General features: G+C 69.8%; 26 protein-coding genes and 2 pseudogenes. 15 read left to right on the top strand and 13 right to left on the bottom strand.

The window, feature by feature from the left end; all coding sequences use genetic code 11:
* Nucleotides 1-44: 44 nt before the first annotated feature.
* A complete protein-coding gene (locus tag HD597_RS20235) occupies nucleotides 45-1,052 on the top strand; it encodes an RNA polymerase subunit sigma-70 (RefSeq protein ID WP_253744223.1) in 1,008 nt (335 codons plus the stop codon).
* A 175-nt stretch (nucleotides 1,053-1,227) separates the two neighbouring features.
* Here HD597_RS20235 and HD597_RS20230 read toward each other — a convergent pair whose 3' ends face one another.
* Entirely contained in the window at nucleotides 1,228-1,413 is a 186-nt protein-coding gene (locus tag HD597_RS20230) for a dihydrofolate reductase family protein (RefSeq protein WP_253744222.1), read from the bottom strand.
* A gap of 425 nt (nucleotides 1,414-1,838) precedes the next feature.
* Between HD597_RS20230 and HD597_RS20225 the strand changes: the two genes are divergently transcribed.
* A complete protein-coding gene (locus HD597_RS20225; RefSeq protein ID WP_253744221.1) occupies nucleotides 1,839-3,887 on the top strand; it encodes a DNA/RNA non-specific endonuclease in 2,049 nt (682 codons plus the stop codon).
* Between the two features lie 154 nt (nucleotides 3,888-4,041).
* On the opposite strand, the gene HD597_RS67320 is transcribed toward HD597_RS20225, so the two are convergent.
* Nucleotides 4,042-4,242, bottom strand: coding sequence for an alpha-amylase inhibitor (locus HD597_RS67320; protein WP_504928498.1), 201 nt, complete (start codon nucleotides 4,240-4,242; stop codon nucleotides 4,042-4,044).
* A gap of 796 nt (nucleotides 4,243-5,038) precedes the next feature.
* On the opposite strand from HD597_RS67320, the gene HD597_RS20220 reads away from it, so the two are divergent.
* Nucleotides 5,039-5,692, top strand: coding sequence for a hypothetical protein (locus tag HD597_RS20220; protein WP_253744220.1), 654 nt, complete (start codon nucleotides 5,039-5,041; stop codon nucleotides 5,690-5,692).
* A gap of 98 nt (nucleotides 5,693-5,790) precedes the next feature.
* On the opposite strand, the gene HD597_RS20215 is transcribed toward HD597_RS20220, so the two are convergent.
* Nucleotides 5,791-6,726, bottom strand: coding sequence for an arginase family protein (locus HD597_RS20215; RefSeq protein WP_253744219.1), 936 nt, complete (start codon nucleotides 6,724-6,726; stop codon nucleotides 5,791-5,793).
* Between the two features lie 504 nt (nucleotides 6,727-7,230).
* On the opposite strand from HD597_RS20215, the gene HD597_RS20210 reads away from it, so the two are divergent.
* Together HD597_RS20210 and HD597_RS20205 are read left to right on the top strand one after the other, a co-directional pair.
* Nucleotides 7,231-7,674: a DUF6623 family protein gene (locus tag HD597_RS20210; RefSeq protein WP_308210664.1), complete on the top strand. Its 444-nt coding sequence runs from the start codon at nucleotides 7,231-7,233 to the stop codon at nucleotides 7,672-7,674.
* A gap of 113 nt (nucleotides 7,675-7,787) precedes the next feature.
* The gene (locus HD597_RS20205; protein WP_253744217.1) at nucleotides 7,788-8,009 is read left to right on the top strand and encodes a hypothetical protein; all 222 of its coding nucleotides are present in this window, start codon (nucleotides 7,788-7,790) and stop codon (nucleotides 8,007-8,009) included.
* Nucleotides 8,010-8,199: 190 nt separating this feature from the next.
* On the opposite strand, the gene HD597_RS64640 is transcribed toward HD597_RS20205, so the two are convergent.
* Nucleotides 8,200-9,156 (bottom strand): helix-turn-helix transcriptional regulator, encoded by a 957-nt coding sequence (locus HD597_RS64640; RefSeq protein ID WP_276082963.1) that lies wholly within the window; start codon nucleotides 9,154-9,156, stop codon nucleotides 8,200-8,202.
* A gap of 317 nt (nucleotides 9,157-9,473) precedes the next feature.
* On the opposite strand from HD597_RS64640, the gene HD597_RS20195 reads away from it, so the two are divergent.
* A complete protein-coding gene (locus tag HD597_RS20195) occupies nucleotides 9,474-9,653 on the top strand; it encodes a hypothetical protein (RefSeq protein ID WP_253744216.1) in 180 nt (59 codons plus the stop codon).
* Nucleotides 9,654-9,745: 92 nt separating this feature from the next.
* Here HD597_RS20195 and HD597_RS20190 read toward each other — a convergent pair whose 3' ends face one another.
* The gene (locus HD597_RS20190; protein WP_253744215.1) at nucleotides 9,746-9,907 is read right to left on the bottom strand and encodes an acyl-CoA dehydrogenase family protein; all 162 of its coding nucleotides are present in this window, start codon (nucleotides 9,905-9,907) and stop codon (nucleotides 9,746-9,748) included.
* A 34-nt stretch (nucleotides 9,908-9,941) separates the two neighbouring features.
* Nucleotides 9,942-10,619 carry a TetR/AcrR family transcriptional regulator gene (locus HD597_RS20185; RefSeq protein WP_253744214.1) on the bottom strand — a complete coding sequence of 226 codons (678 nt, stop codon included), beginning with the start codon at nucleotides 10,617-10,619 and terminating at the stop codon, nucleotides 9,942-9,944.
* Between the two features lie 92 nt (nucleotides 10,620-10,711).
* On the opposite strand from HD597_RS20185, the gene HD597_RS20180 reads away from it, so the two are divergent.
* The 4 genes and pseudogenes from HD597_RS20180 to HD597_RS20165 all read left to right on the top strand — a co-directional run.
* On the top strand, nucleotides 10,712-12,241 hold the full coding sequence (locus HD597_RS20180) for an acyl-CoA carboxylase subunit beta (protein WP_253744213.1): 1,530 nt from the start codon (nucleotides 10,712-10,714) through the stop codon (nucleotides 12,239-12,241).
* Complete coding sequence (locus HD597_RS20175; RefSeq protein ID WP_253744212.1) at nucleotides 12,238-12,426, top strand: acyl-CoA carboxylase epsilon subunit; 189 nt, start codon at nucleotides 12,238-12,240, stop codon at nucleotides 12,424-12,426. Before HD597_RS20180 ends, HD597_RS20175 begins: the two co-directional genes overlap by 4 nt.
* Before the next feature lie 2 nt (nucleotides 12,427-12,428).
* Nucleotides 12,429-14,165, top strand: a complete 1,737-nt coding sequence (locus HD597_RS20170; RefSeq protein ID WP_253759414.1) for an ATP-binding protein — start codon at nucleotides 12,429-12,431, stop codon at nucleotides 14,163-14,165.
* 98 nt (nucleotides 14,166-14,263) lie between these two features.
* A pseudogene (locus tag HD597_RS20165) lies at nucleotides 14,264-14,419 on the top strand (pyridoxamine 5'-phosphate oxidase family protein); the annotation flags it as partial.
* A 41-nt stretch (nucleotides 14,420-14,460) separates the two neighbouring features.
* Here the strand turns inward: HD597_RS20165 and HD597_RS20160 are convergent.
* The 3 genes from HD597_RS20160 to HD597_RS20150 all read right to left on the bottom strand — a co-directional run bounded on the left by HD597_RS20160 (nucleotide 14,461) and on the right by HD597_RS20150 (nucleotide 16,851).
* Complete coding sequence (locus tag HD597_RS20160; protein WP_253744211.1) at nucleotides 14,461-15,090, bottom strand: SDR family NAD(P)-dependent oxidoreductase; 630 nt, start codon at nucleotides 15,088-15,090, stop codon at nucleotides 14,461-14,463.
* Between the two features lie 244 nt (nucleotides 15,091-15,334).
* On the bottom strand, nucleotides 15,335-15,925 hold the full coding sequence (locus HD597_RS20155; RefSeq protein WP_253744210.1) for an RICIN domain-containing protein: 591 nt from the start codon (nucleotides 15,923-15,925) through the stop codon (nucleotides 15,335-15,337).
* A 167-nt stretch (nucleotides 15,926-16,092) separates the two neighbouring features.
* Nucleotides 16,093-16,851: a dienelactone hydrolase family protein gene (locus tag HD597_RS20150; RefSeq protein WP_253744209.1), complete on the bottom strand. Its 759-nt coding sequence runs from the start codon at nucleotides 16,849-16,851 to the stop codon at nucleotides 16,093-16,095.
* A gap of 182 nt (nucleotides 16,852-17,033) precedes the next feature.
* Between HD597_RS20150 and HD597_RS20145 the strand changes: the two genes are divergently transcribed.
* Nucleotides 17,034-17,930 (top strand): aminoglycoside phosphotransferase family protein, encoded by an 897-nt coding sequence (locus tag HD597_RS20145; RefSeq protein ID WP_253744208.1) that lies wholly within the window; start codon nucleotides 17,034-17,036, stop codon nucleotides 17,928-17,930.
* Between the two features lie 87 nt (nucleotides 17,931-18,017).
* Nucleotides 18,018-18,437 (top strand): annotated as a pseudogene (locus tag HD597_RS66800) (NUDIX domain-containing protein); the annotation flags it as partial.
* A gap of 224 nt (nucleotides 18,438-18,661) precedes the next feature.
* Here HD597_RS66800 and HD597_RS66795 read toward each other — a convergent pair.
* Together HD597_RS66795 and HD597_RS20135 are read right to left on the bottom strand one after the other, a co-directional pair.
* Nucleotides 18,662-18,817, bottom strand: coding sequence for a hypothetical protein (locus tag HD597_RS66795; protein WP_372513621.1), 156 nt, complete (start codon nucleotides 18,815-18,817; stop codon nucleotides 18,662-18,664).
* Between the two features lie 245 nt (nucleotides 18,818-19,062).
* Nucleotides 19,063-20,187: a serine hydrolase domain-containing protein gene (locus HD597_RS20135; protein ID WP_253744206.1), complete on the bottom strand. Its 1,125-nt coding sequence runs from the start codon at nucleotides 20,185-20,187 to the stop codon at nucleotides 19,063-19,065.
* Between the two features lie 121 nt (nucleotides 20,188-20,308).
* Between HD597_RS20135 and HD597_RS20130 the strand changes: the two genes are divergently transcribed.
* Entirely contained in the window at nucleotides 20,309-20,899 is a 591-nt protein-coding gene (locus tag HD597_RS20130) for a PadR family transcriptional regulator (RefSeq protein ID WP_253744205.1), read from the top strand.
* Here the strand turns inward: HD597_RS20130 and HD597_RS20125 are convergent.
* Nucleotides 20,874-21,881 (bottom strand): saccharopine dehydrogenase family protein, encoded by a 1,008-nt coding sequence (locus HD597_RS20125; protein WP_253744204.1) that lies wholly within the window; start codon nucleotides 21,879-21,881, stop codon nucleotides 20,874-20,876. The two genes, HD597_RS20130 and HD597_RS20125, sit on opposite strands and share 26 nt — an antisense overlap.
* Before the next feature lie 78 nt (nucleotides 21,882-21,959).
* Here HD597_RS20125 and HD597_RS20120 point away from each other — a divergent pair, with 78 nt between their 5' ends.
* Nucleotides 21,960-22,538, top strand: a complete 579-nt coding sequence (locus tag HD597_RS20120) for a TetR/AcrR family transcriptional regulator (RefSeq protein WP_253744203.1) — start codon at nucleotides 21,960-21,962, stop codon at nucleotides 22,536-22,538.
* Between the two features lie 178 nt (nucleotides 22,539-22,716).
* On the opposite strand, the gene HD597_RS20115 is transcribed toward HD597_RS20120, so the two are convergent.
* Nucleotides 22,717-22,980 carry a hypothetical protein gene (locus HD597_RS20115; protein ID WP_253744202.1) on the bottom strand — a complete coding sequence of 88 codons (264 nt, stop codon included), beginning with the start codon at nucleotides 22,978-22,980 and terminating at the stop codon, nucleotides 22,717-22,719.
* Between the two features lie 161 nt (nucleotides 22,981-23,141).
* On the opposite strand from HD597_RS20115, the gene HD597_RS20110 reads away from it, so the two are divergent.
* Nucleotides 23,142-23,513: a hypothetical protein gene (locus HD597_RS20110; protein ID WP_253744201.1), complete on the top strand. Its 372-nt coding sequence runs from the start codon at nucleotides 23,142-23,144 to the stop codon at nucleotides 23,511-23,513.
* Nucleotides 23,514-23,526 lie beyond the last annotated feature (13 nt).

Raw genomic sequence — 23,526 nt, 5'->3', positions numbered from 1 at the left:
TCAGTTCTGGTAGCCCCTTGCCCCCTGCGGAAGGATTGACGACCATGACCGACGCCAGACTGCTGGGCGATGACGAGTCCGCGTTCATCGCGGCGGCCCGCTCGAATGACGCAGCACAGTTCGCGCACCTCACCGAGCGCTACCGGCGTGAGCTGCAGGTGCACTGCTACCGGATGCTCGCGAACTACGAGGACGCCCAGGACATGACGCAGGAGACGTTCCTGCGGGTGTGGAACAAGCGGGAGTCGTTCAAGGGCCACGCCGCGCTGCGGACCTGGCTGTACCGGATTGCGACGAACGCCTGCCTCGACTTCCTGGACAAGCGCAACGACCGCACACCCGTGCCCGCCGCGCTGCCGGGTGCGGGCACGGAAGTGCTCTACCTGCAGCCCTACCCGGACCGGATGCTCCCGGAGGACCCGCAGGAATCGGTGGTGGCGCGGGAGACGATCGAGCTGGCGTTCATCGTCGCCGTCCAGAACCTGCCGCCGCGGCAGCGGGCGGTGTTCATCTTGCGCGACGTCCTCGGCTGGCCGGCGTCGAAGGCCGCCGACGCCCTGGAGCTGACCGTCGCCTCGGTGACCAGCGCACTGCAGCGGGCGCGCGTGACGATGCGCGAGCAGCTGCCCGACCGCCGCCTCGACTGGCGGACCCCTGCCACGCACGAGCTGTCGGACGACGAGCGCGGCGTCGTGAAGTCGTACATGGACGCCCACGAACGCAACGACCTCGACGGGCTGACGGCCCTGCTGCGCGACGACCTGCGCTTCGCGATGCTGCCCGAGCCGGACACCCTGGTCGTCATGGCCAAGGACGCGGTGGACGGCTGGGTCGCGGGCGGGCTCTTCCAGCGCGGCTACGACGACTGGCGCTGCATCCCCACGACGGTCAACCTCATGCCTGCCGCCGCGCTGTACCGCCGCATCCCCGGCGACCCGGAACACCGTTTGTACAACATCGCGGTCCTGCACATCGTCGGCGGGAAGATCGCCGAGCTCACCGGATTCGACGCCGCCGGCAAACCATGGCTCAGCCTGCCCGCGACGCTGTGATCAGACCAGTCCGCATCGTCGACGGGTCCAGCGCACGGGCCGGCGTCACCGAAGTCACCGCCGGATGAGCATCCCGGCCAGCTGAACACCACCGCCCCGCCGGCGTCGCCGGCGGGGCATCTTCCTGCCCCGAGATGTTCGACCCGACCTTACGAGCCGGGCAGGTGACCCGTGCTCATCGCCTCGCCTCGTAGCGGGTCAGCACCACGCCGCCGGGAAACGTCCGCATCTCGACCAGGTTCAGGTTCACCCAGCTGTCCAGCGCGGTGCAGAACGGCGTGCCGCCGCCCACCAGGACCGGCTGGGAGCTCATCGTCTCCCACAGCTTGCGCCCGTACAGCGTCAGCTCGCTCGCCCGCATCTGTTCGGTCCACCACTGGAACCGCTCGGCGCTCGGCGATGAGTCCGGTCCCTCCCCTCCTCTCCACTCCAGCCGATGTAGCCGTCCAGGGTCACGTTCATACCGGAGGTCAGTTTCCGCATCGTGCCGGCCCCCTGTGAGTCGACCTCATAGGTTCAGACGGGGGCGGCGCGGAATCCTGATCGGTGCGCGATCCGCGTCCGCAGGCCGTCCTCGCGTTCCGGACTCAGCACGCGTACACGGCGGGCTCGAGCACCACCGACCGGGCGCGGCTGGAGACCCCGGGTTGTCTCCGGCCGGTGAGCATTCCAACGGATATGCAGGTCAGGGGCCCGGGGAGGGACTTCCTTGACTTCGGTCAGGGCATGACGCCCCCTGCCGGGGAAGCGACGCGCTGGCCCGGCATCGGGGAACGGGGGCAGGGCATGGTTGCGGTTGAAGAAGCGCCCGCCAGGGTGCTGGAAGATGCGGCGGCGCGGGTGGCCGGCAGGAGTGAGCAGCGCCGGCGGCAGGTCGCCCTGCTTGCCGAGCCGGGCGGGATCGCCCGGGCCGATGAGCCGGTGAGGGTGGCCACCCGCATCGATCGGCTCAGCCACCGCTACCGTGATCTGCACCCGATCGATCCCGCAGCGCTCACTGCTGCGGACCCGGCGGCCGTGACAGCGGCGGCGGCGGTGCTGGAGCGGATCATCCTAACCAACGATCTGCTTCCGGTCGGCTACCTGGAAGGCGGGGCGGCGGCGGCGCGAGCGGTCGGGCGGGTGGTCGTGCGTGACGCGCGCGGGCGACTGGCCGGTTACGGCACCGGATCGCTGGTCTGCCGGGAGCTGCTGCTCACCAACCACCACGTGCTCGCCGATGCCGACACGGCCGGCCGCAGTAGCGTCGAGTTCGACTACCAGGACGGCAACGACGGCAGGCCACTGCCGCTGCACGCCTTCTCCCTGGATCCGGGCCGGTTCTTCTTCGCTGACCAAGAGCTGGACTTCGCGCTGGTGGCGGTGAAGGCCACCACGGGCGAGCTGGCCAGGTTCGGGTTCAACCGGCTGCTGGCTTCGGAGGGCAAGGCCATCGTCGGCGACTTCGTCACGATCATCCAGCATCCGGGCGGGGAGAAGAAGCAGGTCGCCCTGCGGGAGAACCGGATCGTCGACATCCTGGAATCGTTCGTGCACTACCAGACCGACACCGAGCCCGGCTCCTCCGGGTCGCCGGTCTTCAACGACCAGTGGGAGATCGTGGCCTTGCACCACGCCGCCGTCCCCGCCCCGGATCACGACGAGTTCGGCGGTGTCATCAACGAAGGGGTGCGCATCAGCCGCCTGCTGACCGACCTGCGTGGCCGGCCGTTCCCGCCGGACCAGCAGGCCATGCTCGACCGGTTGTTCGCCGAACGCATCACCCTCCCGCCCGCCGCACCAGCCGCACCCGCCGACCCTGCTGCGCCCGCTTCGACCGACGGCCGGCTCACCCGACCGGCCGAGCCAGTGATGGGACAGTGGGCCGCCGGGCAGATGCCGCTGACGCTCACTCTGACGGCCCCCGTCACTCTTCAACTCGCCGGGCCGCTCGCCGCGGCCGGCACGGCCGCAGCAGCGCCGGAGGCGATCCAGATAGATCCGGACTACGCCGGCCGCCGCGGCTATGACCCGGACTTCCTGCCGGGCGGGCATCGGGTCGCGCTGCCCACGCTGCACCCCGATCTCCTCCCGCTCGCGGCACTCAACCCGCACGCCGGCGACGGGCAGGCGCACGTGCTGAACTACCACCACTTCAGCGTGGTGATGAACCGGCAACGGCGGCTGGCCTTCTTCACCGCGGTCAACATCGACGGCGCGACCAGCCTGCGCATCCGCCGCGACCCCGACCGCTGGATCTTCGACCCCCGCCTGCCCGACAGCCAGCAGACCGGCGAGGAGGTCTACCGCGACAACCCCCTGGACCGCGGCCACCTGGTCCGCCGCCTGGACCCCGCGTGGGGAGCCAGCCTTGCGGCGGCCAAGTCCGGCAACGACGACACCTTCCATTTCACCAACTGCACCCCGCAGCACAAGGACTTCAACCAGAACCAGACCACCTGGGCCGGCCTGGAGGACTACATCCTGGACAACGCCGACACCCGCGACCTCAAAGCCAGCGTCTTCACCGGCCCGGTCCTGGCCGCCGACGACGACCCCTACCGCGGCGTCCAGCTACCCCGCCAGTACTGGAAAGTCGTGGCGATGGTGAAACACGACGACGAGCTGTCGGCCACCGGCTACCTGCTCAGCCAGGACCACCTCATCGACGGCCTGGAAGCCGCCCCCGCAGAGTTCTCCTACGGCGCCTACAAGACCTACCAGGTCCCGATCCGGCGCATCGAAGACCTCACCCGGCTGTCCTTCGGCACCCTCGCCGACGCCGACCCCATGGCCCGCATGGAAGGGGCCACCACAGCCCGGGAGATCACCCACCTGCGCCAGCTCACCCTCTGAAGAGTCCCGCTCCAGAACGTCGCCGGGGTGGATCTTCCTGATCGGATTCATCTCATCACGAACGCGCTGCCGGATTCGGGTGCCATCCGATCGGACCATGCCCTGCCCGTCCTCGCGGACGAGCAGGGCATCGCCCTCGCGGCTTCGCGTCGTGCTAGCAGGTGTCCGCGCCGTCGAACGAACGGACGCCTCGAGGGACCTGATGCCAGATCGTTTTGCCTGGGTCGACCGTCTGGCATGCGCTGTCTGTTCCGCGGGCCCATATCAGCTTCAGTCGTAGCCGGGAGGCGCAGTCGTTACGGGCGTACCCGGTCTTGGTGATGCGTCCCGTTGTCTGCCAGACGGCCACGCACATGGGCGCGTTACCTGCCGGTGCCGCGGCCACGGCCGGGGTGGAGGTGAGAGCGCAGCTCGTGGCGGCGATCAGGGCGAGTGCTGTGCGGACGGCTGTGCGGACGGCTGTGCGGACGGCTGTGCGGACGGCTGTGCGGACGGCTGTGCGGACGGCTGTGCGGACGGCTGTGCGCATGAGTGCTCCTTCGGTGTGGGTCGGTCTCGGGTGATGGTCAGCAGGTGGCGAGCATCTCCCCCAGGGCCATCCGCCGTACGGGCTCAGCCACCGGCCGGACAGCGGCTCGCACGCACCGGCCAGAGTGGAGCGGGGCGAGGAGCCGCCGCGTGGCGGCGCCGGCGGCGGGGAGAGCGAGACGGCGCATGGCGGCCCTTCTGGCTCCGCCCCGGGCCAGGCGTTCGGCCTGGCCGGGGAACGAGGCGGAGACAGAAGTGAACATCTCAGATGGGTAACGCGTGTCGGGATGGTGTCGCCGTACAGCATGTGACCTGCGACTTTGGGCGTGTCGCCGGTAACGCTCGCGACCGGCCGCGCAGAATCAGGACAGAGAGCATCAAGCCCCGCATCGGTCGGGGCGAGCTGATCGCCGCAGGGAGCACGACACGGTTCGCCGCCCGCAGCGACCCGAGCGGAGGAACGCATCCTGTGCACGAGCGCCGGGTCGTACGCAGTGCTCGCCGGCACTGCCGGGCTGCCAGAGTTCGCTCTCCCCGGCGACAGCGGACTGCTGCTGGCCGCGGGACAGGAGCTGCCCCTACGTTCTTCTGGGGGGTCCGGGCACAGACCCGAGGGGGGACTCATGATCACTGTACAGGGCAAGGACTTCAAGGACGTCCAGGATCTGGTCATCGAGATCGCGACCACGCGCCCGGACTTCGTCTGGCGCAACGCCTACGTTCAGGGGCTGCACCAGCTGAACGCGAACGACGCCGTCCTCGCCGACTACAACGACCTGGTGACGCGCCTGGAAGCGCTGGCCTCGGCCGCGCCGGCCAATGAGGTCTACGACGTCTCGTTCGAGCTGCTGGAGCTGTTCACCAAGCCCGCCTCCGCCATGGAGCGCTCCGCGGCGAAGGGCTTCAAGTCGAAGGTGAAGACGTCCAGCGCGCTGGAGCCGCGCCGCGTCGTGCTCCGCAACCTCGCCGCGGAGCTGGAGAACGCCAACAAGATCGACGGGCAGATACTGCACTTCCATGCGCTGCGCAGGGACGACCTGCGGCACGTAGCCGTACTGAACAAGATCAACGACATCACCGCGCGGATCATCCAGACCGTCGTCTTCTACTGGAACGACGACCAGGGAGGCGGCGCCCAGATCATGGCCGCGCTCGGCGAGGTGGGGTTCGTCCACGTGCTGCTGGAGTGGGTGACCGGCGTGATCAACTGCAACATGAACGCGGGCTCGAAACTCCGCGGCGCCTGCGACAAGGTCGAATGCACGCTGAAAGCCTGATCACCGTAGGCGGGCACCACCCGGACCCGCCCCCGCGGGCGACGGCTTGAACGCAGGGCATGATCCCGGCCGGAGCGGCTTGCCCTCCGGCCGGGCAGCTAACGCGGCATCGCGTCACGAAGGAACACGCACTCCATCGCCACCTGGGCCGCGAGGCTGCCCGTCAGCCCCGCATGATCGTGCGGCGGGCTCACAGTGTTGATGTCGAAGGCGGCGAACTCGAGCCCGCGCATCCCCCGCAGCACGCCCAGCCCCTCCCGCACGGTGATCCCGCCCCAGGACGGAGTGACGACACCGGGCGCGGCGGAGGGGTCGAAGACGTCCATGTCCCAGCACAGGTAGACCGGCACACCGGCGAAACGCTCACGAATCCGCTCGACGAGCGCGGGCACCCCCATGGCGGTGAACTCGTCCATCGTGACGACCTCGTAGCCGAGGTCACGGGCCACGCCCACGATCCCGGGATGACCCCGGTGGCTGGTGTCACGCATTCCGACGTGCATCGATTCGGCAGGGTCGATCAGCCCTTCCGTCACGGCGTGCACGAAGGTGTTCGCGTTGTTGTACTCGTAGGGGTAGATGCCGTCGTAGGCGTCGGTGTGCGCGTCGAAGTGCAGGACGGCGAAGTCACCGGCCCGGTGCCGCTTCAACGCGCGGAGCTGAGGCAGCGTCACGGCTCCGTCGCCGCCGAGAGTCAGCGGCACCGCACCCGCCACGAGGATCCGCGCGACCGCGGCCTCGATCGCCGGAAAGCTCTTCGCGACGTCGCCGGGCAGCACAGGAGCATCCCCGAGGTCGACCACGCCGAGCTCCTGGAGCAGGTCCGCCCCGAACCCGTCGAGGTGCTCCGCGACGAGGGCGGAATGCGTCCGCACGTGAGCGGGGCCGGAGCGCGCGCCGACCCTGGTCGGGTGGTACCCCATGTCGAACGGCACCCCCATCACGGCCAGCCTGCTCGCGGACAGGTCCTGACCGGCGGGAACGCCGAAGAGCGTACCGACGGGCACGGCGGAGGCGGCATCCTGGCGCGTCATGTCACCATGTTAACGATCAGAGGAGCCGGCGGCGGGGGCTGCCCCTCGGTCGGCAGTTGCCGGTCCCGAGGCACACGCCGCCCGGCCGTGCAGGAGCACTGACGCTGCACCCCGGCGGAGACCGGCCTTGCAGGCATGCCGCGTCGCAGGCGCGAACCGGGCACACCGCACGAGGCCCTGGCCGCCACGCCTCCCGCCGGCCAGGACAACACGGCGGCGAAGCCCGAGCCGGCCACGGCCCGCACACCGCTACCGCAGGCGAGCACGAAAAGGCCTCCATGGTTTCCGGAGGCTCGCCATTTGGTGGCAATTTGCCTTATAGATGCGCGTTATCCGGAAACGTGCATCCCGAACCTTAGGGATATCAAACTTCCCCCAAAGAATTTTATCGTTGAGCCATCAGGAAGAGCCGGACCAAAAAAGCACTAAAACCGTGCAGCCCAACGCGTCCGACTTCCAGATCACCCACATCAACAGCCAGCCAACAACCACAAGGAGAAAACAATGGCCAAAACGTACGCCTCATGGCAACACGGCTTCACGGCCGTGGCCGAAAACCCCGGCACGAGCGCGCTCCGCCAAGGATTCGGCGTGACCTTCTCGCTCCCGGCGAACGGAGGCGACTGGATCCACCTGAACATCCCCACCCCCGTCATCGTCGAGGACCGCCGGGCGACCCTGGACAGGGTGCTCATCCTCTTCCACGCACGGGAGACCAGCTCGCTCCTCCACGTCCACGTCTGGGACGGCCCGAACCGCATCCTGGCCAGAGACGACCTCAAGATCGAAGGTGACCACGCGCACGGCCTGAGCGGGAACAACGTCTTCCCCGTAGGCCGCGACGGCATCAACTTCGGATGCGGGATCTCAATGTTCTTCGCCGCCGGTCAGATCGACAGCCACGTCTACATCGCCGGCTTCGGCGGAGACTTCTCGCACAACATCTGACCTCACCGCATCCACCCGCGCTCCGGCGCGCAGGCATTTCCAAGCGATGCACGAAAACTCGGACCCTCCGGAGAGAGAAACCCCGAAAACGACATCACAGAAAGGAAACAACCATGAATCACCGAACCCGCCTGCTCGCCGCTCTCGCCGCCGCCACCTGCCTGGCGCTGGGCACCGGCGTCGCCCCCGCGACCGCCCAGTCCACGTACGGCCCCTATGCCAGCTACGAGGTCTGCTGGGTAGCCGGCAACCAAGGGCAGCAAGCCGGTCAATGGGCATCGTATTTCTGCGCGCAGAACGGCACCCCCCAGTGGTGGCTCTTCACCACACCCTGACCGGCCGTTCCCCCCCTCCGCCCAACGAGAGAACACCCTGACCTCGGCGGCCCGCCATGCCCCTCCCTCCCCATGAGGGCTGCCGACGGCCACACAACACCGGCCCCAACCTCACGACGCGCTGGGCGCGGGGCCGGACCTGCGATCGCCACCGGGCAACCTCCGTTCCGGCGCACCCGCACCAGGGACGTCACATGTTGAGCGACGCGATGAGCTCGTCGCGTCCGCTCGTGCCCGTCTTACGGAACAGAGCCTTGAGATGGTCGCCGACCGTGTAAAGGGACAGATCGAGCTCACGAGCGATCTGCTTGGGCGCGGACCCGCTGTAGAGGTGCTGCATGATCTGCCGCTCACGAGCGGTCACCCCATACCAGTCGCAGAACGAAGGCATCAACGACTGGCCGCTCGCCAGCTGAATCATGACCGCCACGTCACCGTCGTCACCGAGCCGCTGAGCCTCGATCGTGGTCCACCAGCCACATCCCACCGAAGGGACACACAGCCGCACATGCCGCGGGAGCTCGCGCGCCGCCGCCGCAAGACACGAGAACGAGCAGTCAGCCAGCCACCCCGGTACGGCCAGGTGCGTTCTCATCGCCTCCAACCACGGCTGCGCCTGCGACGTCATCGTCCTGATCCGGCTGTCGGCCCCGACGACGAGCATGCCCGGCGGCGGCCCAGGCGGCACGGATCTCCTCGGCGAGGCCGTCACGTAGCCGCGAAACGCCGCGACCAGCGCAGGCCCCACGTCAGCCAGCCGCCGCGCGTCCACGTCGTCGAACGGACGGCCGCTCGCCGCCCGCATCAGACACAGCACCCCCCACACACCCCGCGCGGACCGCAACGCCAGGCACAGCTCCTCGCCGGCCCCGTGCTCGTCCACCAGCCGATCACGCATGCCCGGCCCCAGCCGCCGGGTCACCGTCACAGGAACCTGCCGCCGCGCCAGATGAGCCAGTTCCCCCATGTACTCGCCTACACGATCCGCCCTGAGCAGTTCGCGGCCGAGGTCAGGCGTGTACCCGTGCCAGAACGCCAGCGTGGTGATACCCACGCCCGACGACGGAGTGCTCGTCCCGCACCGCAACGCGTCATGCGGCACCACAGGCGCAATCACCCGGGACAACTCCGCCGCCACCGCCTCCATGCCGACACCAGGGACCAGCGCCCCACACAGATCCCGATGCAACCGGACACAATCCGTAACCACAGTCCCAGTGTGAGCCGGACCGCACCGCGCGGGCCAGCGAATTTCCGTCTGAACCCCCGGTGACGGGCTGACTTCCCTCGCGTGGGCTGGATCTCGTGATCTTACGAGATCCAGCGGGCCGGATCTGTGCGAGGAGCTCCTTATAGGAGCGTACGGGCGAAGCCCGTACCGCTTTTCTTGGTGATGAGAAATGGCTGCATCCCAACCCGCCGCCTTTACGATGTAGATCAACTCAACAGAGAAGGACATTCCGTGTGCGCACGCAAGCTGGCGACCTCCTGGCCGGGGCGGTCCTGGCTGCCTCCACCACGCTGGTGGTGGGCGCTGCCCCGGCCGGCCCCGTGTACGTATCGGCGCCCGGCCAGTGCATCGACGTGTCCGGAACGGTAGTGGCCGGAAAGACCATCGACCTCGACAACGTGCACTGCGGCTGAACTTCTTCTGAGCCGACCTGACCCGGAGCCCGAGGAGAGGCCCGCCGCGCCGGGATCGCAACGGGCCTCTCAGGGAGCTCAGGTTCACCTGGCTACGCCGGCGACGCAGGCGCCGCGTCTTTCAGTGCCCGGCGGGCGATGGCCCACTTGTGCGTCTCGGTCGGGCCGTCGTAGACGCGGAAGGGGCGGACCTCGCGCAGGAACCGGCCGAGCAGCACGTCCCCGGAGATGCCGAGCGAGCCGCAGATCTGCACCTGACCGGGATCAGGGCGGCGGGTGCGCCGCCCGTCAGGTGCGGGACTCCAGATGTTGCTGGATGGCCGCCATGACCGCCTGCGGCGACGCCGTTCGGCTGAAGGCCGCCACCACCACCTGCTCGCTCTGGTCCTGGGGCTGTTCGAGGTGGCGGAAGGTGGCGATGACGTAGCCGAGGGCGTGGTCGAGCCGGCCGGAAGGGTCGTAGCTGCCGCCGGCGCGCAGCCAGCCGCGCAGCACCTGGTTGTGCGCGGCGACGACGGAGGCGGCCATGAGCTCGGCCCGCAGCCCGGCGTCAGGCGAGTCGCCGAGCCACTTCCCGACGAACTCGCGGAACAGCCGCTGGTAACGGGCCACGCTGGCGATCTCGCGATCGCGGAGCGCGGGCACCTGGCGCACGAGCTGGTAGCGGCGTAGCGAGACCTCGGCGTCCTCGACGTAGTGGGCGAGCACGATCCGGACGGCGTCGGTGATGGCCACGATCGCGGTGCCGGCGGTGGAGGCGCGCAGCCGTGCGTCGATCCTGGCCAGCAGCGCGTCGTGGTCGGGGAAGATCGCGTCTTCCTTTGAGCGGTAGTTGCGGAAGAACGTGCTGCGGCTCACGCCGGCACGGGCCGCGATGTCGTCGACCGTCGTCGCGTCGTAACCGTTCTCGTCGAACAGGGCGACGGCGGCTTCGGCCAGGCGCTGGCGAATGGGCGGTGTCGGCACGGGATTCATTCTTCCGGATGGGAGGGCTTGCCCCGGAGAATCGACACTGAGTACCGTAATCGTGAAACTCAGTCCTCTTCGCGGGGTGATGGATGGCAGCGCAGAGCACCGCGGGCAGTCTGGCCCTCCTGAAGGAACAGCTCGACCAGGCGGTTCACGTGGGTGAGGCGCGGGCGGCGGCCAAGCAGCACGCCAAGGGCCGGCTGACCGCCCGCGAGCGGATCGAGCGGCTGCTGGACGACGGCTCGTTCGTCGAGCTGGACGCGCTGGCCAAGGGGTCGCTCGGCCACGGCGACGGCGTGGTGACCGGCTACGGCACGGTGGACGGGCGCCAGGTGTGCGTGTTCTCGCAGGACTTCACCGTGGCCGGGGGCTCGCTGGGCGAGGTCTACGGGCAGAAGATCTGCAAGGTGATGGACCTGGCGGTGCGCAACGGCTGCCCGATCATCGGCATCAACGAGGGCGCCGGGGCGCGGATCCAGGAGGGGGTGGTCTCGCTCGGCCTGTACGGGGAGATCTTCCGCCGCAACGTCCGCGCGTCGGGGGTGATCCCGCAGATCTCGCTCATCATGGGCGCGTGCGCGGGCGGCCACGTGTACTCGCCCGCGCTCACCGACTTCACGATCATGGTGGACGAGACGTCGCACATGTTCGTCACCGGCCCGGACGTCATCAAGACGGTCACCGGCGAGGACGTGACGTTCGAGGACCTGGGCGGCGGGCGGGTGCACAACAGCCGCAGCGGGGTCGCTCACTACCTGGCCTCCGGCGAGGACGACGCCCTCGACTACGTGCGGGCGCTGCTGGCGTACCTGCCGGACAACAATCTCGACGAGCCGCCGTACCCGCACGTCGAAGCGGACCTGTCGGACGATCCGGACCTGGACGCGCTCGTCCCCGACTCGCCCAACCAGCCCTACGACATGCACGAGGTGATCGCCGCCGTGCTCGACGACGGCGAGTTCCTGGAGGTGCAGGAGCTGTTCGCACCCAACATCCTGGTCGGCTTCGGCCGCGTCGAGGGGCGGCCGGTGGGGGTGGTGGCCAACCAGCCGCTGCGGCTGGCGGGGACGCTCGACATCGACGCCTCGGAGAAGGCGGCCCGGTTCGTACGCACCTGCGACGCCTTCAGCATTCCGGTGCTGACGCTGGTGGACGTGCCCGGCTTCCTGCCCGGCACCGATCAGGAGTGGAACGGGATCATCCGGCGCGGCGCCAAGCTGCTGTACGCCTACGGCGAGGCCACCGTGCCGCTGGTCACCGTGATCACCCGCAAGGCGTACGGGGGCGCGTACGACGTGATGGGCTCCAAGCACCTGGGCGCGGACGTCAACCTGGCCTGGGCCACCGCGCAGATCGCCGTCATGGGCGCCCAGGGCGCGGTGAACATCCTGCATCGCAAGCGCCTGGCCGCCGCCGAGGACCCCGACGTGCTGCGCGCCGAGCTGGTCGCCGAGTACGAGGACACCCTGGCCACGCCGTACCTGGCGGCCGAGCGCGGCTACGTGGACAAGGTGATCAGGCCGGGCGAGACCCGCCGCGAGGTGATCCGGGCGCTGCGGCTGCTGCGCGGCAAGCGCGACGCCCTGCCGCCCAAGAAGCACGGGAACATCCCGCTGTGAAGATCACCAAGGGCTCTCCGACGGCCGAAGAGCTGGCCGCCCTCGTCGTGGCCCTGCACGCCGCGCGGCAGGCGCCCGCACCGCCGTCCGTGACACGCCGCCCCCGCCGTCCGCTGCGCCGCCCCCTCCTGCCCGGCCCGAGCGGCTGGCGGGAGTCGAGATGGAACCCGGGAGGACACCTGTGAGCCTGCGCAAGGTGCTGGTCGCCAACCGCGGCGAGATAGCCGTCCGGATCATCCGGGCCTGCCGGGACGCCGGCATCGGCTGCGTGGCGGTCTACGCCGAGCCCGACCGCGACGCGCCGCACGCCCGGCTGGCCGACGAGGCGTACGCGCTGGACGGGGAGGCGTACCTGTCGATCGAGAAGATCATCGAGGTGGCCGCCCGCTCCGGCGCCGACGCCGTCCACCCCGGCTACGGCTTCCTCGCCGAGAACGCCGCCTTCGCCCAGGCCGTCATCGACGCCGGCCTGATCTGGATCGGCCCGCCCCCTTCGGCGATCACCGCACTCGGCGACAAGGTCCGGGCCCGCCACCTCGCGCAGAAGGTCGGCGCGCCCCTGGTCGCCGGCACCGCGGACCCGGTGGCGGACGTCGGCGAGGTCGTGGCCTTCGCGCGGGAGCACGGGCTGCCGATCGCGATCAAGGCGGCGTTCGGCGGCGGCGGGCGCGGCCTGAAGGTGGCCCGCACGCTGGAGGAGATCCCCGGCCTGTACGACAGCGCCGTCCGCGAGGCGGTGGCCGCCTTCGGCCGGGGCGAGTGCTTCGTCGAGCGTTACCTCGACCGTCCCCGGCACGTCGAGACCCAGTGCCTGGCCGACGCCCACGGCGCCGTGGTCGTCGTCTCCACCCGCGACTGCTCACTCCAGCGCCGCCACCAGAAGCTGGTGGAGGAGGCCCCCGCCCCGTTCCTCACCGCCGGGCAGGAGGCGCTGCTGCGCGAGTCGTCCAAGGCCATCCTGCGCGAGGCCGGCTACGCCGGCGCGGGCACCTGCGAGTTCCTCGTCGGCCAGGACGGCACCGTCTCCTTCCTGGAGGTCAACACCCGCCTGCAGGTCGAGCACCCGGTCACCGAGGAGGTCACCGGAATCGACCTGGTCCGCGAGATGTTCCGCATCGCCGGCGGTGAACCTCTGGGTTACGACGACCCTCCCCCGCGCGGCCACTCACTCGAGTTCCGCGTCAACGCCGAGGACCCGGGCCTCGGCTTCCTGCCCGCCCCCGGCACCATCGCCCGCTGGCGCTCCCCCGCCGGCCCGGGTGTCCGGCTCGACGCCGGGTACGAGCAGGGCCAGACCGTGCCCGGCGCCTACGACTCCCTGATCGCCAAGCTGATCGTCACCGGTGCCACCCGGGAGCAGGCGCTGCAGCGGGCGCGCCGTGCCCTGGCCGAGTTCGAGATCGACGGCCTGCCCACCGTCCTGCCCTTCCACCGAGCGGTCGTCACGGACCCGGCTTTCACCGCGGAGCCGTTCACCGTGCACACCCGCTGGATCGAGACCGAGTTCGACAACCGGATCTCCCCCTACGCCGGGCCGGTCGCCGTGGCGCGGACGCAGGAGAGGGAGCGGGTCACCGTCGAGGTGGCGGGCAAACGCCTGGAGGTCGTCCTGCCCGCCGGGCCAGGAGCCACCCGTCCCGTGATCTCCAGAGCCGCTCCCCAGCGCCGCCGCGCCGCGCGGGCCGCGCAGGCCGCGCCCGGCGGGGACACCCTCATCAGTCCGATGCAGGGCACCATCGTCAAGCTGGTGGCGGCCGACGGCGACAGCGTGCGCGCCGGGGACACGATCGTCGTGCTGGAGGCCATGAAGATGGAGCAGCCGCTCACCGCGCACAGGAACGGCACCGTGGTGGGCATGTCCGCCGAGGTGGGCGCCACCGTGGCGGCCGGTGCGGCGATCTGCGAGATCAAGGACCCGGCATGACGCCGTCCCCTGCCTCGCCGCGTCGCGACCTCTCGCTCCGGTACTCGACCTGAAGATCTCACAGATCTCCTTCCGGACTTGAACAGGAGGGCGAGTCCGTGTCAGTGACGTTCAACGAACGGACGCGCAGGCTGCTGGACGGGAAGACTTTCGCCACCGTCGCCACGCTCGACCCGGACGGCGCACCGCAGACCTCGGTCGTCTGGATCGAGCGGGACGGAGACGCGGTGCTGTTCTCCGCCACGGCAGGGCGCCGGAAAGGCGAAGAACCTTGCCCGCGACCCGCGGGTCAGCCTCACGGTCTACGACTCTGCACCGGCCCGGGCGCGACGGCGTTGACCCGGACACCCCGCGCGGCCAGGTCCAGCGCGTTGGAGCGGGTCAGCGCCTCCAGCGCGGCCTTCGACGTCCCGTAGCCGGTCTGCCCGGGGAACGCGCGGGCCGCGTCAGTGGAGATGTTCACCACGCACAGGGGCTCGTCGCCGCGGCGCCGGCGCGCGACCTCGGCCGTCAGGAGCGCCGGGGCGATGGCGTTGACGCGGTAGTGCCGCTCCAGCGAGCCGTGGGTGAGGGTGTCGACGCCGTCCGGGACCTCGCAGTGCGCCGCGTTGTTGACCAGGACGTTGATCGGCCCGGCCCGGCGGGTGGCCTCGTCGACGAGCCGGGCGGCGGCGTCGGGCTCCGGCAGGTCCGCGCTGACGGTGTAGGCGCCGTTGCCCAGTTCGCGGGCGAGCGCGGTGGCCACGTCGGCGGCGGGGGTGACGTACGCCTGCTCGACGCCCTCGGGCGCGGGCCGGTCCCGGGCGAGGTGGTGGATCGCGACGCGGGCGCCCTCAGCGGCGAACGCGCGGCTGATCGCGGCCCCGATGTTCCCGGCTCCGCCGGTGACCAGGACGTTCTGGCCGCTCAGGCGAGTATCGATCATCTGTGTCTCCTCCAGGTGTGCGTCGTACGGTCCGATGGCGGGCCGCCGGGGCGGCCCCCTGGCCGGGGAGGAGCACGGGTGGGACACGATGAACAAGAAAAGGCCTGATCCGCCGGGAGAACGCACCCCGCCGGGCCGGGCTGTGCGGGCGGTCCTGGAGATCGGACACAGACGAGCGTCCCGTAGCGGGTGGAAGGGCGATCGCCCGTCGCCGCCCAGGCTCACCCGTTGGCCGCTCCCTGCCCTACCACTGGAAATCCCAGTCTTGATTGATGCGGTTCCACGCATCGGTTTCCGAGATGCAGTCCCATATCTGCAAGGGAGCACCAACCGTTGGCGGTGCCGGCGCGGATCCGTTCGCAGCATCGAGACACTTGCCGCTCTGGCGGCTTACCAGGAGCTTGGTGTCGGGATCGTTGCCCCCGATCCAATCTATCTGGAACATCTCCGGCCTGAAGAGCTGATTGTGGCCTCCATGGCACTGCCAGAGAACCACCCTGGTCCCGTTGTTCGTGCCGAAGCCCGAAACATCCAGGCAGTAGTCCCCGAACCATCTGACCTCGCTCCATCCGCCTTCCTTCTCATGAAAGTTGAAGTAGGTGTTGGTATTGCTCGCCCCCAGCAACACAGGTGTGCCGTTGACGCACGCAGGGTTGTCAGGGATATAGCAGCTTGCGGGGATGCTTATGTTCGCCGGCAGGCCGGACAGCCTGTTGGTGATGTAGGTTGCGGGGCCATGGCGATGCGCGCTCGCAAGAGCCGGAGACATGTCAGCGAAGAACAGAAGTGATGCGCTGAGCACCTTCAGGAAGATCGTGATCCGTCTTCTCAACATCGCTTCCCCCTCGAAGGGCCGCCGCGAGCCAGAGGCATGAGGCTGATGCTTCCACGAATACCGGAACCGATACGAAATAGCCTACGTCACTGTCTCCCAGCGAAACACAAAGGCGTTTCCCGAAGGCTGTCAAGTCGCCTTCGGCGGAAAGGGAGGTCATTGCAGTATCAGAAACCGCTCGCGGCGCCAGGGCTGCCCAGGTGCCGGGCGAAGAATCGGATCGAGCTGTCGATTTCGAAGGACGGGACCCGGAAGTGGCTGCCCGGGTTGGCGTGCAGGGTTTTCTCGGCGGAGCCGAGTGCGTCGAACAGCTTCATGACTGAATCCCGCGGATTGCCTTCATCGTCCCACTGCAGCAGGAACTCGACCGGGATCGTGATCCGCGCCGCGGTGCCGGTGAGCCAGTCGCTTCCGATCAGACCGAGGACCGCGGCGGTGATCCGGGGTTCGGCCGCGACGAGGCGGATGCCCATCTCACCGGCCGAGGACAGGCCGTAGTACCCGACGGGCCGGCTGTCGCCGACGGAGTCCAGTTTCTGGAGCGCGTCCAGGGTGGTCTGCCAGTCGGGGATGAGCTGCGCCGCCACGGTTTCGTTGAGGGCGGGCCACGCCGGGCCGAAGGGCTCGCCCGCGGCCTCTCGTTCCTGGATGAGCGCGACGAGCCGCCGGATCTGCGGGTGCTCCGGCCTGTCGCCGGTGCCTGGCGCGTCGATCGCGGCGACCGCGAAGCCGCAGGAGGTGACGTAGGGGAAGGCGCGGGAGACGACCTCCCACCCCTTCTTGTGCGACCCGCCGCCGTGCCCGATCAGGACCAGCGGACGGGGACCGGAGCCCTCGGCGGGCGTCCAGAGCACCCCGGGGATGTCTCCGATGGTGAAGAGTTGTTCGCGGATGCCGTCGGCGACGGTTTCCGAGGTGATGCGCATGGCGGTATTACATCGGCATCCCCGCTGACACGGCGAGCCAATTATGCGGGCGTCCTGCGATCGTGCGGGGTGCTGGGGCAGGAATTCCGGGTTGCCCAGGCAGGCGTCCCTGAACTCCGGGCCGTTCCGTCGCAAGGTTTCCGGCCTGTCACTCCCCTGCTCCCTCAGTACAGTGGCTGCGCATGACCGACACCGAGATCACCGCGGATCTGGTCCGCGACCTGCTGCGCGAGCAACATCCGGACCTTGCGGGGCTGGCCGTTCGCGAGGTGGCGGGCGGCTGGGGCAACCAGATGTGGCGCCTCGGGGACGAGCTGGCCGTACGCATGCAGCGCATGGACCCCACCCCGGAGCTCCAGCTCAAGGAGCGGCGGTGGCTGCCCGTGCTGGCTCCGCGCCTGCCGCTCCCGGTGCCGACCCCGGTGCGGTACGGCGAACCGTCCGAGCGCTTCCCCAAGCACTGGACCGTGATGACGTGGGTCCCCGGCGAGCCGCTGGACCAGGCCTCGATCAGCCGCGGCGCCCACGCGGCCGACGCGCTGGCGAGCTTCCTCCAGGCACTCCACGTGAAGGCGCCCGCCGAGGCGCCGGCCGGTTCGGGTTTCGGCGCTCACCCCAAGCGGTGCACGGGTGGCTTCGAGCAGTTCTTGCAGGCCATCGACCCCGGCACCGTCGGGGATGTCCGCGCCGTCCGGGCCGTCTGGGCCGACGCCGTCGCGGCCCCCGAGTGGGAGGGCCCGCCGGTGTGGGTGCACGGCGACCTCCATCCCGCGAACGTCGTCGTCTCGGACGGGACGCTCTCGGGCGTGATCGACTTCGGCGCCCTGTTCGCCGGCGATCCCGCGTGGGACCTCGGCGCCGCGTGGATGTTGCTCCCCGAGGGCACGGCCGCCCGGTTCTTCGGCGCGTACGCGCACGCGGACGAGGCGGCGATCCGGCGCGCTCGCGGCCTGGCCGCCATGAAGAGCCTCTTCCTGATGCTCATGGGGCAGAACGGGGATCGGGGCCTTCCTGGCGGCAAGCCGAACTGGGGACCCGCGGGCCGGGCGGCGCTTGACCGTGTCCTGAAGGGCGTTTGACGAGTCCGGGCAGAGCGGGTGACGCGGATCGCCGGCTCGGGGTGCTCGTGGAGCAGGTTGTCGGTGGTGCCTGCGATCGTGTCCCGCATGGGCGAGATGGTCGAGCGAGTGGATGAGCTGGACCGCGTGCTGGGAGTCGTGGATCGCGCGGAGGCGGAGCGTCGGCGATGGCTGCATCGGATCGCGACGACGATCTGTCGCGATCCGATGCGGCGGATCCTGGTGCTGCGCCGAGCGGAGCGGCACCCTCGCTTTCCCGGCCGCTATGACGTGATGGTCGGCGGTGCCGTGGGCGTGGGCGAGTCATATGAGGACGCGGCGGCCCGCGAGCTGTCCGAGGAGTTGGGCGCCGGCGTTCCGGTGCGTTTCATGTTCACGTTCCTGTGCCGGGACGGGGTCAGCCCTGTGTGGTTCGGGGTGCACGAGGCTGTGATCACCGAGCCGTTGGTTCCGGATCCGTCGGAGATCGCTTGGCATGCCTGGCTCACAGAGCCCGAACTGCGGGAGGTCGTTGATCGATGGGCCTTCGTTCCCGGTGGGCGAGAGGCGTTGCGCCGTTATCGTGGTGTTCGGGAATGGGGGCCGGCCGGCCGGCTCCGGCGTGGTCACATGGCCCACGTGGCGCTGCGGCGCACCGTCGCCGAGCTCGGCCGTCGCGATCCTGGCAGGCGCGCCCACCGTGGACAGCCTGGGCACGATCGCCGCGCCGAGTCCGTGCCCCACCATCGCCATCACCACCCCGGCGCGCCCGTCCGCCGCCTCCCCCGCGACCCCCGCCCCAGATCGGGCACGATCCGCACGGTCACCGTCATCTTCGGATACCGCTGCCCGAACCGCACCAGCACCCCGGGCAGCAGGTGGAAGGCCGCACTGCGAAAGGCCGCCACCCGGATCGTCCCCGTGACCTCGCCCCGCGCGGGCACACCGATGACCTGGACGCGGCAGTGACCGGACTGGCCGCCGGCGGTATCCACCCGTGTGACGAGGTCGAGCCCTGGAGAATCTCGATCCCAGAACCCACTGGATCAAGAACCCGGCCGGTGTCGTGCATCTGCTCGCGGAGTCCGGCTGATCCCGAGGTCGCGATGGTCCTGCGCCCCTGTTCCCGCCAGCAGGCCATGGACGTTCACCTTCACGTGCGCCAGGCGTCCAGGCACCGCGCCATGACCCGGAAGGGGACGGCCTGCCCCTTGGTCTGGTCAACGGTGCCGGCCATATGCAGGTCGAGCTCCGGACAGTGGAAGAGCCACGTCCCGGTGGCTCCCGAGTGGCCGGCGAGCGTGACCGGGCGCCGCCCCGGCGACACGAGCCGGCCGACCTTGTAGAACATGGTGCCCAGTCCGTACTTGAGGACGGGGATGTTGCGCAGCCGGTTGCGCCGCCCGGTGAGCAGCTCCAGCGAGCGGGCGTCGCTGAAGAGCTCGCCGTCGAGCAGCGCTCGCTGGAAGGTGAGGAGGTCGCCGGTGGTGCTGAACAGGTCGTTGCTGGACTCGATCAACGAGGTCAGGTCCACGCGGCGCTGTCTCGCGTAGAGCGGCGAGGGCGCCGGGGTCGCCGGGTCCGGTGGGCGGCGTCCTGGGAGCCAGGTGTGTTCCAGGCCGAGCGGAGCGAGGACGCGTTCGGTCAGCAGGTCGGGGAAGGGCCGATCGGTCACCGTCTCCAGGATGCGGATGAGCAGCTGGAAGCCGGTGTCGGAGTAGCGGGCCTTCTGCCGGGCGGCGTCGAGGTCCTGCGGCTCGAAGTGCGGGCGCTGCTGCTCGCGCGTGGTCCGTATCGTGTCCTCGAAGGTCCAGGCCACATCCCGGCCGGCGGCGAGGCGCTCGTACAGGCTGGGGGCGTCACGACGCCTCTCGAAGTGGTCGGGCAGACCGGAGGTGTGACTCGCCAGGTGGTGCACCGTGATCGCGGACGTCCGGTCGACCCCCTTGAGCACGTGGAGTCCCGTTATCACTTCCCCTGGCAGGTAGCGGCTGATCGGAGCGTCCAGCTCCAGTTCGCCGCGCTCGTGCGCCTGGAGCACCAGCGTGACGATGAAACGTTTGGTGATGCTTGCGATGAAGAACGGGGTGTCGGGAGACAGCGGGCGGCCGGCGGCGGCGGACCAGCGTTGTTTCCCGTCGCCGCTGGTGACGGCGAGGTTGGCGTGGTGTATCCCGCGTCGCGCGACGAGGTTCGCCAGCAGGCTCGTCAGCCGCGCGCCGATGTCCGCGGGGACGTGATTGTCCTGGGCATGGGTCGTGGCGAGCGGCGATGTCACGTGAATGCTCCTCGTCTGCGTTCGCTCGAGAGGCCCGTCGCCCCGTTTCGCCGAGGCCCCCGATGAGGGGTATATGTCTACTGGACATGTCTATGAGAGTCAACGGTCTATACTCGCCGACGTGGCCCATGTGATCCTCGGTCTGCTCATGATCGCCCCGCAGACCTTCTACGACCTCATCAAAGGCTTCGAGGCCAGCGTGGCGCTGTTCTACAGCGCCAGCAGCGGCAGCATCAAGCGCGCTCTGGACACCCTGCTCGCCCGAGGGTTCATCGAGGTCGCCAGCATCGAGACGGGAGGCCGGGGGCGGAAGGTGTATCGCGTGACCGATGCCGGCCGTGAGGAGTTCCGCGCCTGGATGACCGGAGAGCCGACCGGGCCCGATCTGGAGAAGACGGCGCTGTCGAGGCTCTACTTCCTCGGCCTGGTGGAACCCGGCGAACGCGCACCGGTGCTCCACCGCATCGTGGCGCGCATAGAAACCGACCTCGCCGCGTTCTCGGCCCTCGACAAGCTCCTCGACACCCTGGACGTCCCGCGGGAGCAGCGCGACATCGCCGCCCATCAGCGCGCGACCCTTGACTACGGCATGGCCTCACTTCGCTTCATGCTCGACTGGTTTCGCGATCACCTTGAGCGGTACGAGTCGCCCGGACCACTGACACGCGCGGACGCGCCGCCCGGAGTCAGCGATCGCCGTGCGCGCCGGTGAGGGTGGCGCCGATCTCCGCCATCCGCTCGGCCGCGTAGCCGGGGTCGATCAACGCCTCGGGGGTGTGGAGGCCGGGCGGCACGGGGGCGCCGCGCAGGCCGAGCAGCCGCTCGACGCCGAGGGCGAGGCCGAGCGCCGTCAGAGGGCGCTGCCCCTCCGGGTGGAGGAGGTGGCGGATCATCCTGAGCGGCGCGCCCGCCCGGTCCACGCCTTCGAGGTCGATCCCGACCTCCGCCGACGCGGGCCCGCCGCGCCGCCTGCCCGCCGATTCCCCGATCGCGAACGCGAAGCGCACGTTGGGCGCGCCCGTCGCGAGGGCCAGGCTCGGCACGTCGAGGATGGGGACGATCCGGCCGGGCAACACGGCGCCGTCGACGCCGGTGACCTCCACCTCCGCGTCGGGGCCGCTGACCCAGTGGAAGACGCCGTCGCGGCGGACGTGCCCCGCCGAGGTGGCGGCCAGCAGGCGTTCCAGGTCCGCCACGGCCGCGGGCCCGCCGCTGTCCTGTTCGTCCAGCACGCCGCTGACCTCGATGGTGTCGAGCCGGTCGAACTCCCCGGCGAGGCCGAGCACCGCGAGGACGACGAGCCCCGCGTACCAGTGGCTGGCCAGCAGGACCGGCGCCGCGCCGGCTCGCAGGCCGGCGGCGACCACCTCGGGTCCGATGTCGACCAGGCCGCTGGAGATGCTGACGTACGGCAGGCCGCGGTCCTGCGCGTAGCGCAGTCCGTTCAGATGGCTGTCCCACACCGTCGCCACGACCGCCGAGTAGCCGCCGGTCCCCTGGAGGCCGAGGTCGCCTCGCCGCAGATCGATGGTCGCGGCGCTCGCGCCGCCGAGTTCGTCGGCGACTCTCCTCGCGCGGCCGAGATCGCGGCCCGCGATCGTCAGCGGCAGCTCCGGGTACCACCGGCGCAGGAGGGCCGCGGTCCCCGCGCCCGCCTGGCCGGATCCGCCCATGATCAGTACGGAGTGCTCCACGGTGATGTCCTCCCACTAACCTACATTCTGTAACTTACATTTTGTAGCTTAAGCTGGGAGGCAACGCAAGGGAGGACGATGGCTCCGGGATCGACTCGCCTGTCCAAGCCGGCCAGGCGGGAGCAACTGCTCGACACCGCCATGGCGATCGTGCGCGCCCACGGCACCGACAGCCTCACGCTGCTCAGCCTGGCGGAGGCCGCCGGGGTGAGCAGGCCGGTCGTCTACGACCACTTCGGCACCCGCCCCGGCCTGCTGATCGCGCTCTACCGGCGGCTCGAAGAGCGGCACCGGGCCGCCTCGGAGGAGGCTCTGCGTGGCGCTCCGGCCGTCCCCCGCGAGATCGCCCGCGTCCTGAGCGCCGCCTACTTCGCCTGCGCCACCGACATGCCGGAGTGGACCGCCATCTCGGCCGCGCTCAAGGGCAGCCAGGAGATGGAGGCGATCGAGCGTGAGCTGCTCGACGGCTACACGGACCTGATGTCCACCGCCCTGCGGCCGTATTCCGGGCTCACGCAGGAAGCCCTCCGGCTCCGCTGCGCCGGCGTGCTGGGCGCGGCCGAGGCGATCGCCGCGGAGCTGAACCGGGGGCGTGCCACCGTCGCCGCGGCCGTCGAGGCGCTGACGGACCTGACCGTCGGCAGCATCGCCGCCTGACCTCAGGACTGACGCTCGCGCGGTGGTGCTGGCAGAAGGGCGGGCCCAGATCGGGAGCGGGAGGCCGTGACCAGCCCGTACTCGGCCTGAGAATCGTCAAGGCCCGGGGAACCGGACGGCTCCCCCGCGGGCGAGTGCCCCTTCGCGACCGCGAAGGGGCACTCGCCGGGAGCGTGGCTCAGTACCGCTCGTCCACGGAGAATCCCCAGGAACCGCGAGCCGGAGGGTTGGCCGTGTAGAAGTAGCACGGCCTCGGCGTGGTCCAGGACGACTTGTACTTGGGCCGCTCCCGCTCGCAGGCGGCCTTCGTCGGGAACATCCCGACGAAGTAGTCCGCGTGCGCCGGTCCGGCCAGAGTGACCGCACCGATCGCCGCCGTCGCGACCGCGAGGCCGACCACTCCGGCCCGGCGCAGACCAGGCCGACGGATGACCATCATCATGTGACTCCATTGGGTCGAGGTTTTCGCGGAGAGCCAATCATCCGGCGGTACACGGCCGGGATATCCGGGTCATGTTCCGAGAATGTGCCGCCGGTGTGCCGGCCGGTTTCATCATCAGGACGCGGCGGAGCTCATTTCATTTCTCTGCGCGAAGGGAACTGATGAAACTCACCTCCTGTCTCATGGTCATCGTGGCCGTCGGTGCGACGGTGGCCGTGACTCCGAGTGCGGCGCACGCCGATCACTACACGACGTACAAGAACAGCTCGGCCCGGGGCGGCACCCTCTACCTCCAGGCGGCGATGGGTGCCAGGAGCGGCGGCCGGACCACCATCGGCGGCAGTCTCTTCCGGCTGTACGCGAACACCTACAACGGCGCGGACGGCGGCTTGCACGCCACCGCCAACAGCGTCAGCGGAGTCGTCGTCCTGAGTCACCCGCGCTACAACTCCGGCCGCAGCGGCTGCAAATGGGTGCTCGGGGGCTCGACCGCCGGTAAAACCCTCACCTGCGAATCACGCATCGCCGGATGACCACGATGGCAGC

The sequence above is a fragment of the Nonomuraea thailandensis genome (genome assembly GCF_024172165.1).
Classification (GTDB): Bacteria; Actinomycetota; Actinomycetes; order Streptosporangiales; family Streptosporangiaceae; genus Nonomuraea; species Nonomuraea thailandensis.
The sequence above is the reverse complement of the archived record's forward strand: the minus strand, read 5'-3'. Positions and strand labels throughout refer to the sequence as shown.

Coding starts and splice junctions, on each gene's coding strand:
- HD597_RS20180 (WP_253744213.1), top strand. CDS start 10,712: ATGGCAGCGCAGAGCACCGCGGGCAGTCTGGCCCTCCTGAAGGAACAG.
- HD597_RS20120 (WP_253744203.1), top strand. CDS start 21,960: ATGGCTCCGGGATCGACTCGCCTGTCCAAGCCGGCCAGGCGGGAGCAA.
- HD597_RS20155 (WP_253744210.1), bottom strand. CDS start 15,925: ATGTTGAGAAGACGGATCACGATCTTCCTGAAGGTGCTCAGCGCATCA.
- HD597_RS20215 (WP_253744219.1), bottom strand. CDS start 6,726: ATGACGCGCCAGGATGCCGCCTCCGCCGTGCCCGTCGGTACGCTCTTC.
- HD597_RS20235 (WP_253744223.1), top strand. CDS start 45: ATGACCGACGCCAGACTGCTGGGCGATGACGAGTCCGCGTTCATCGCG.
- HD597_RS67320 (WP_504928498.1), bottom strand. CDS start 4,242: ATGTGCGTGGCCGTCTGGCAGACAACGGGACGCATCACCAAGACCGGG.
- HD597_RS20160 (WP_253744211.1), bottom strand. CDS start 15,090: ATGATCGATACTCGCCTGAGCGGCCAGAACGTCCTGGTCACCGGCGGA.
- HD597_RS64640 (WP_276082963.1), bottom strand. CDS start 9,156: ATGGAGGCGGTGGCGGCGGAGTTGTCCCGGGTGATTGCGCCTGTGGTG.
- HD597_RS20220 (WP_253744220.1), top strand. CDS start 5,039: ATGATCACTGTACAGGGCAAGGACTTCAAGGACGTCCAGGATCTGGTC.
- HD597_RS20115 (WP_253744202.1), bottom strand. CDS start 22,980: ATGATGATGGTCATCCGTCGGCCTGGTCTGCGCCGGGCCGGAGTGGTC.
- HD597_RS20110 (WP_253744201.1), top strand. CDS start 23,142: ATGAAACTCACCTCCTGTCTCATGGTCATCGTGGCCGTCGGTGCGACG.
- HD597_RS20230 (WP_253744222.1), bottom strand. CDS start 1,413: ATGCGGGCGAGCGAGCTGACGCTGTACGGGCGCAAGCTGTGGGAGACG.
- HD597_RS20225 (WP_253744221.1), top strand. CDS start 1,839: ATGGTTGCGGTTGAAGAAGCGCCCGCCAGGGTGCTGGAAGATGCGGCG.
- HD597_RS20210 (WP_308210664.1), top strand. CDS start 7,231: ATGGCCAAAACGTACGCCTCATGGCAACACGGCTTCACGGCCGTGGCC.
- HD597_RS20145 (WP_253744208.1), top strand. CDS start 17,034: ATGACCGACACCGAGATCACCGCGGATCTGGTCCGCGACCTGCTGCGC.
- HD597_RS20150 (WP_253744209.1), bottom strand. CDS start 16,851: ATGCGCATCACCTCGGAAACCGTCGCCGACGGCATCCGCGAACAACTC.
- HD597_RS20205 (WP_253744217.1), top strand. CDS start 7,788: ATGAATCACCGAACCCGCCTGCTCGCCGCTCTCGCCGCCGCCACCTGC.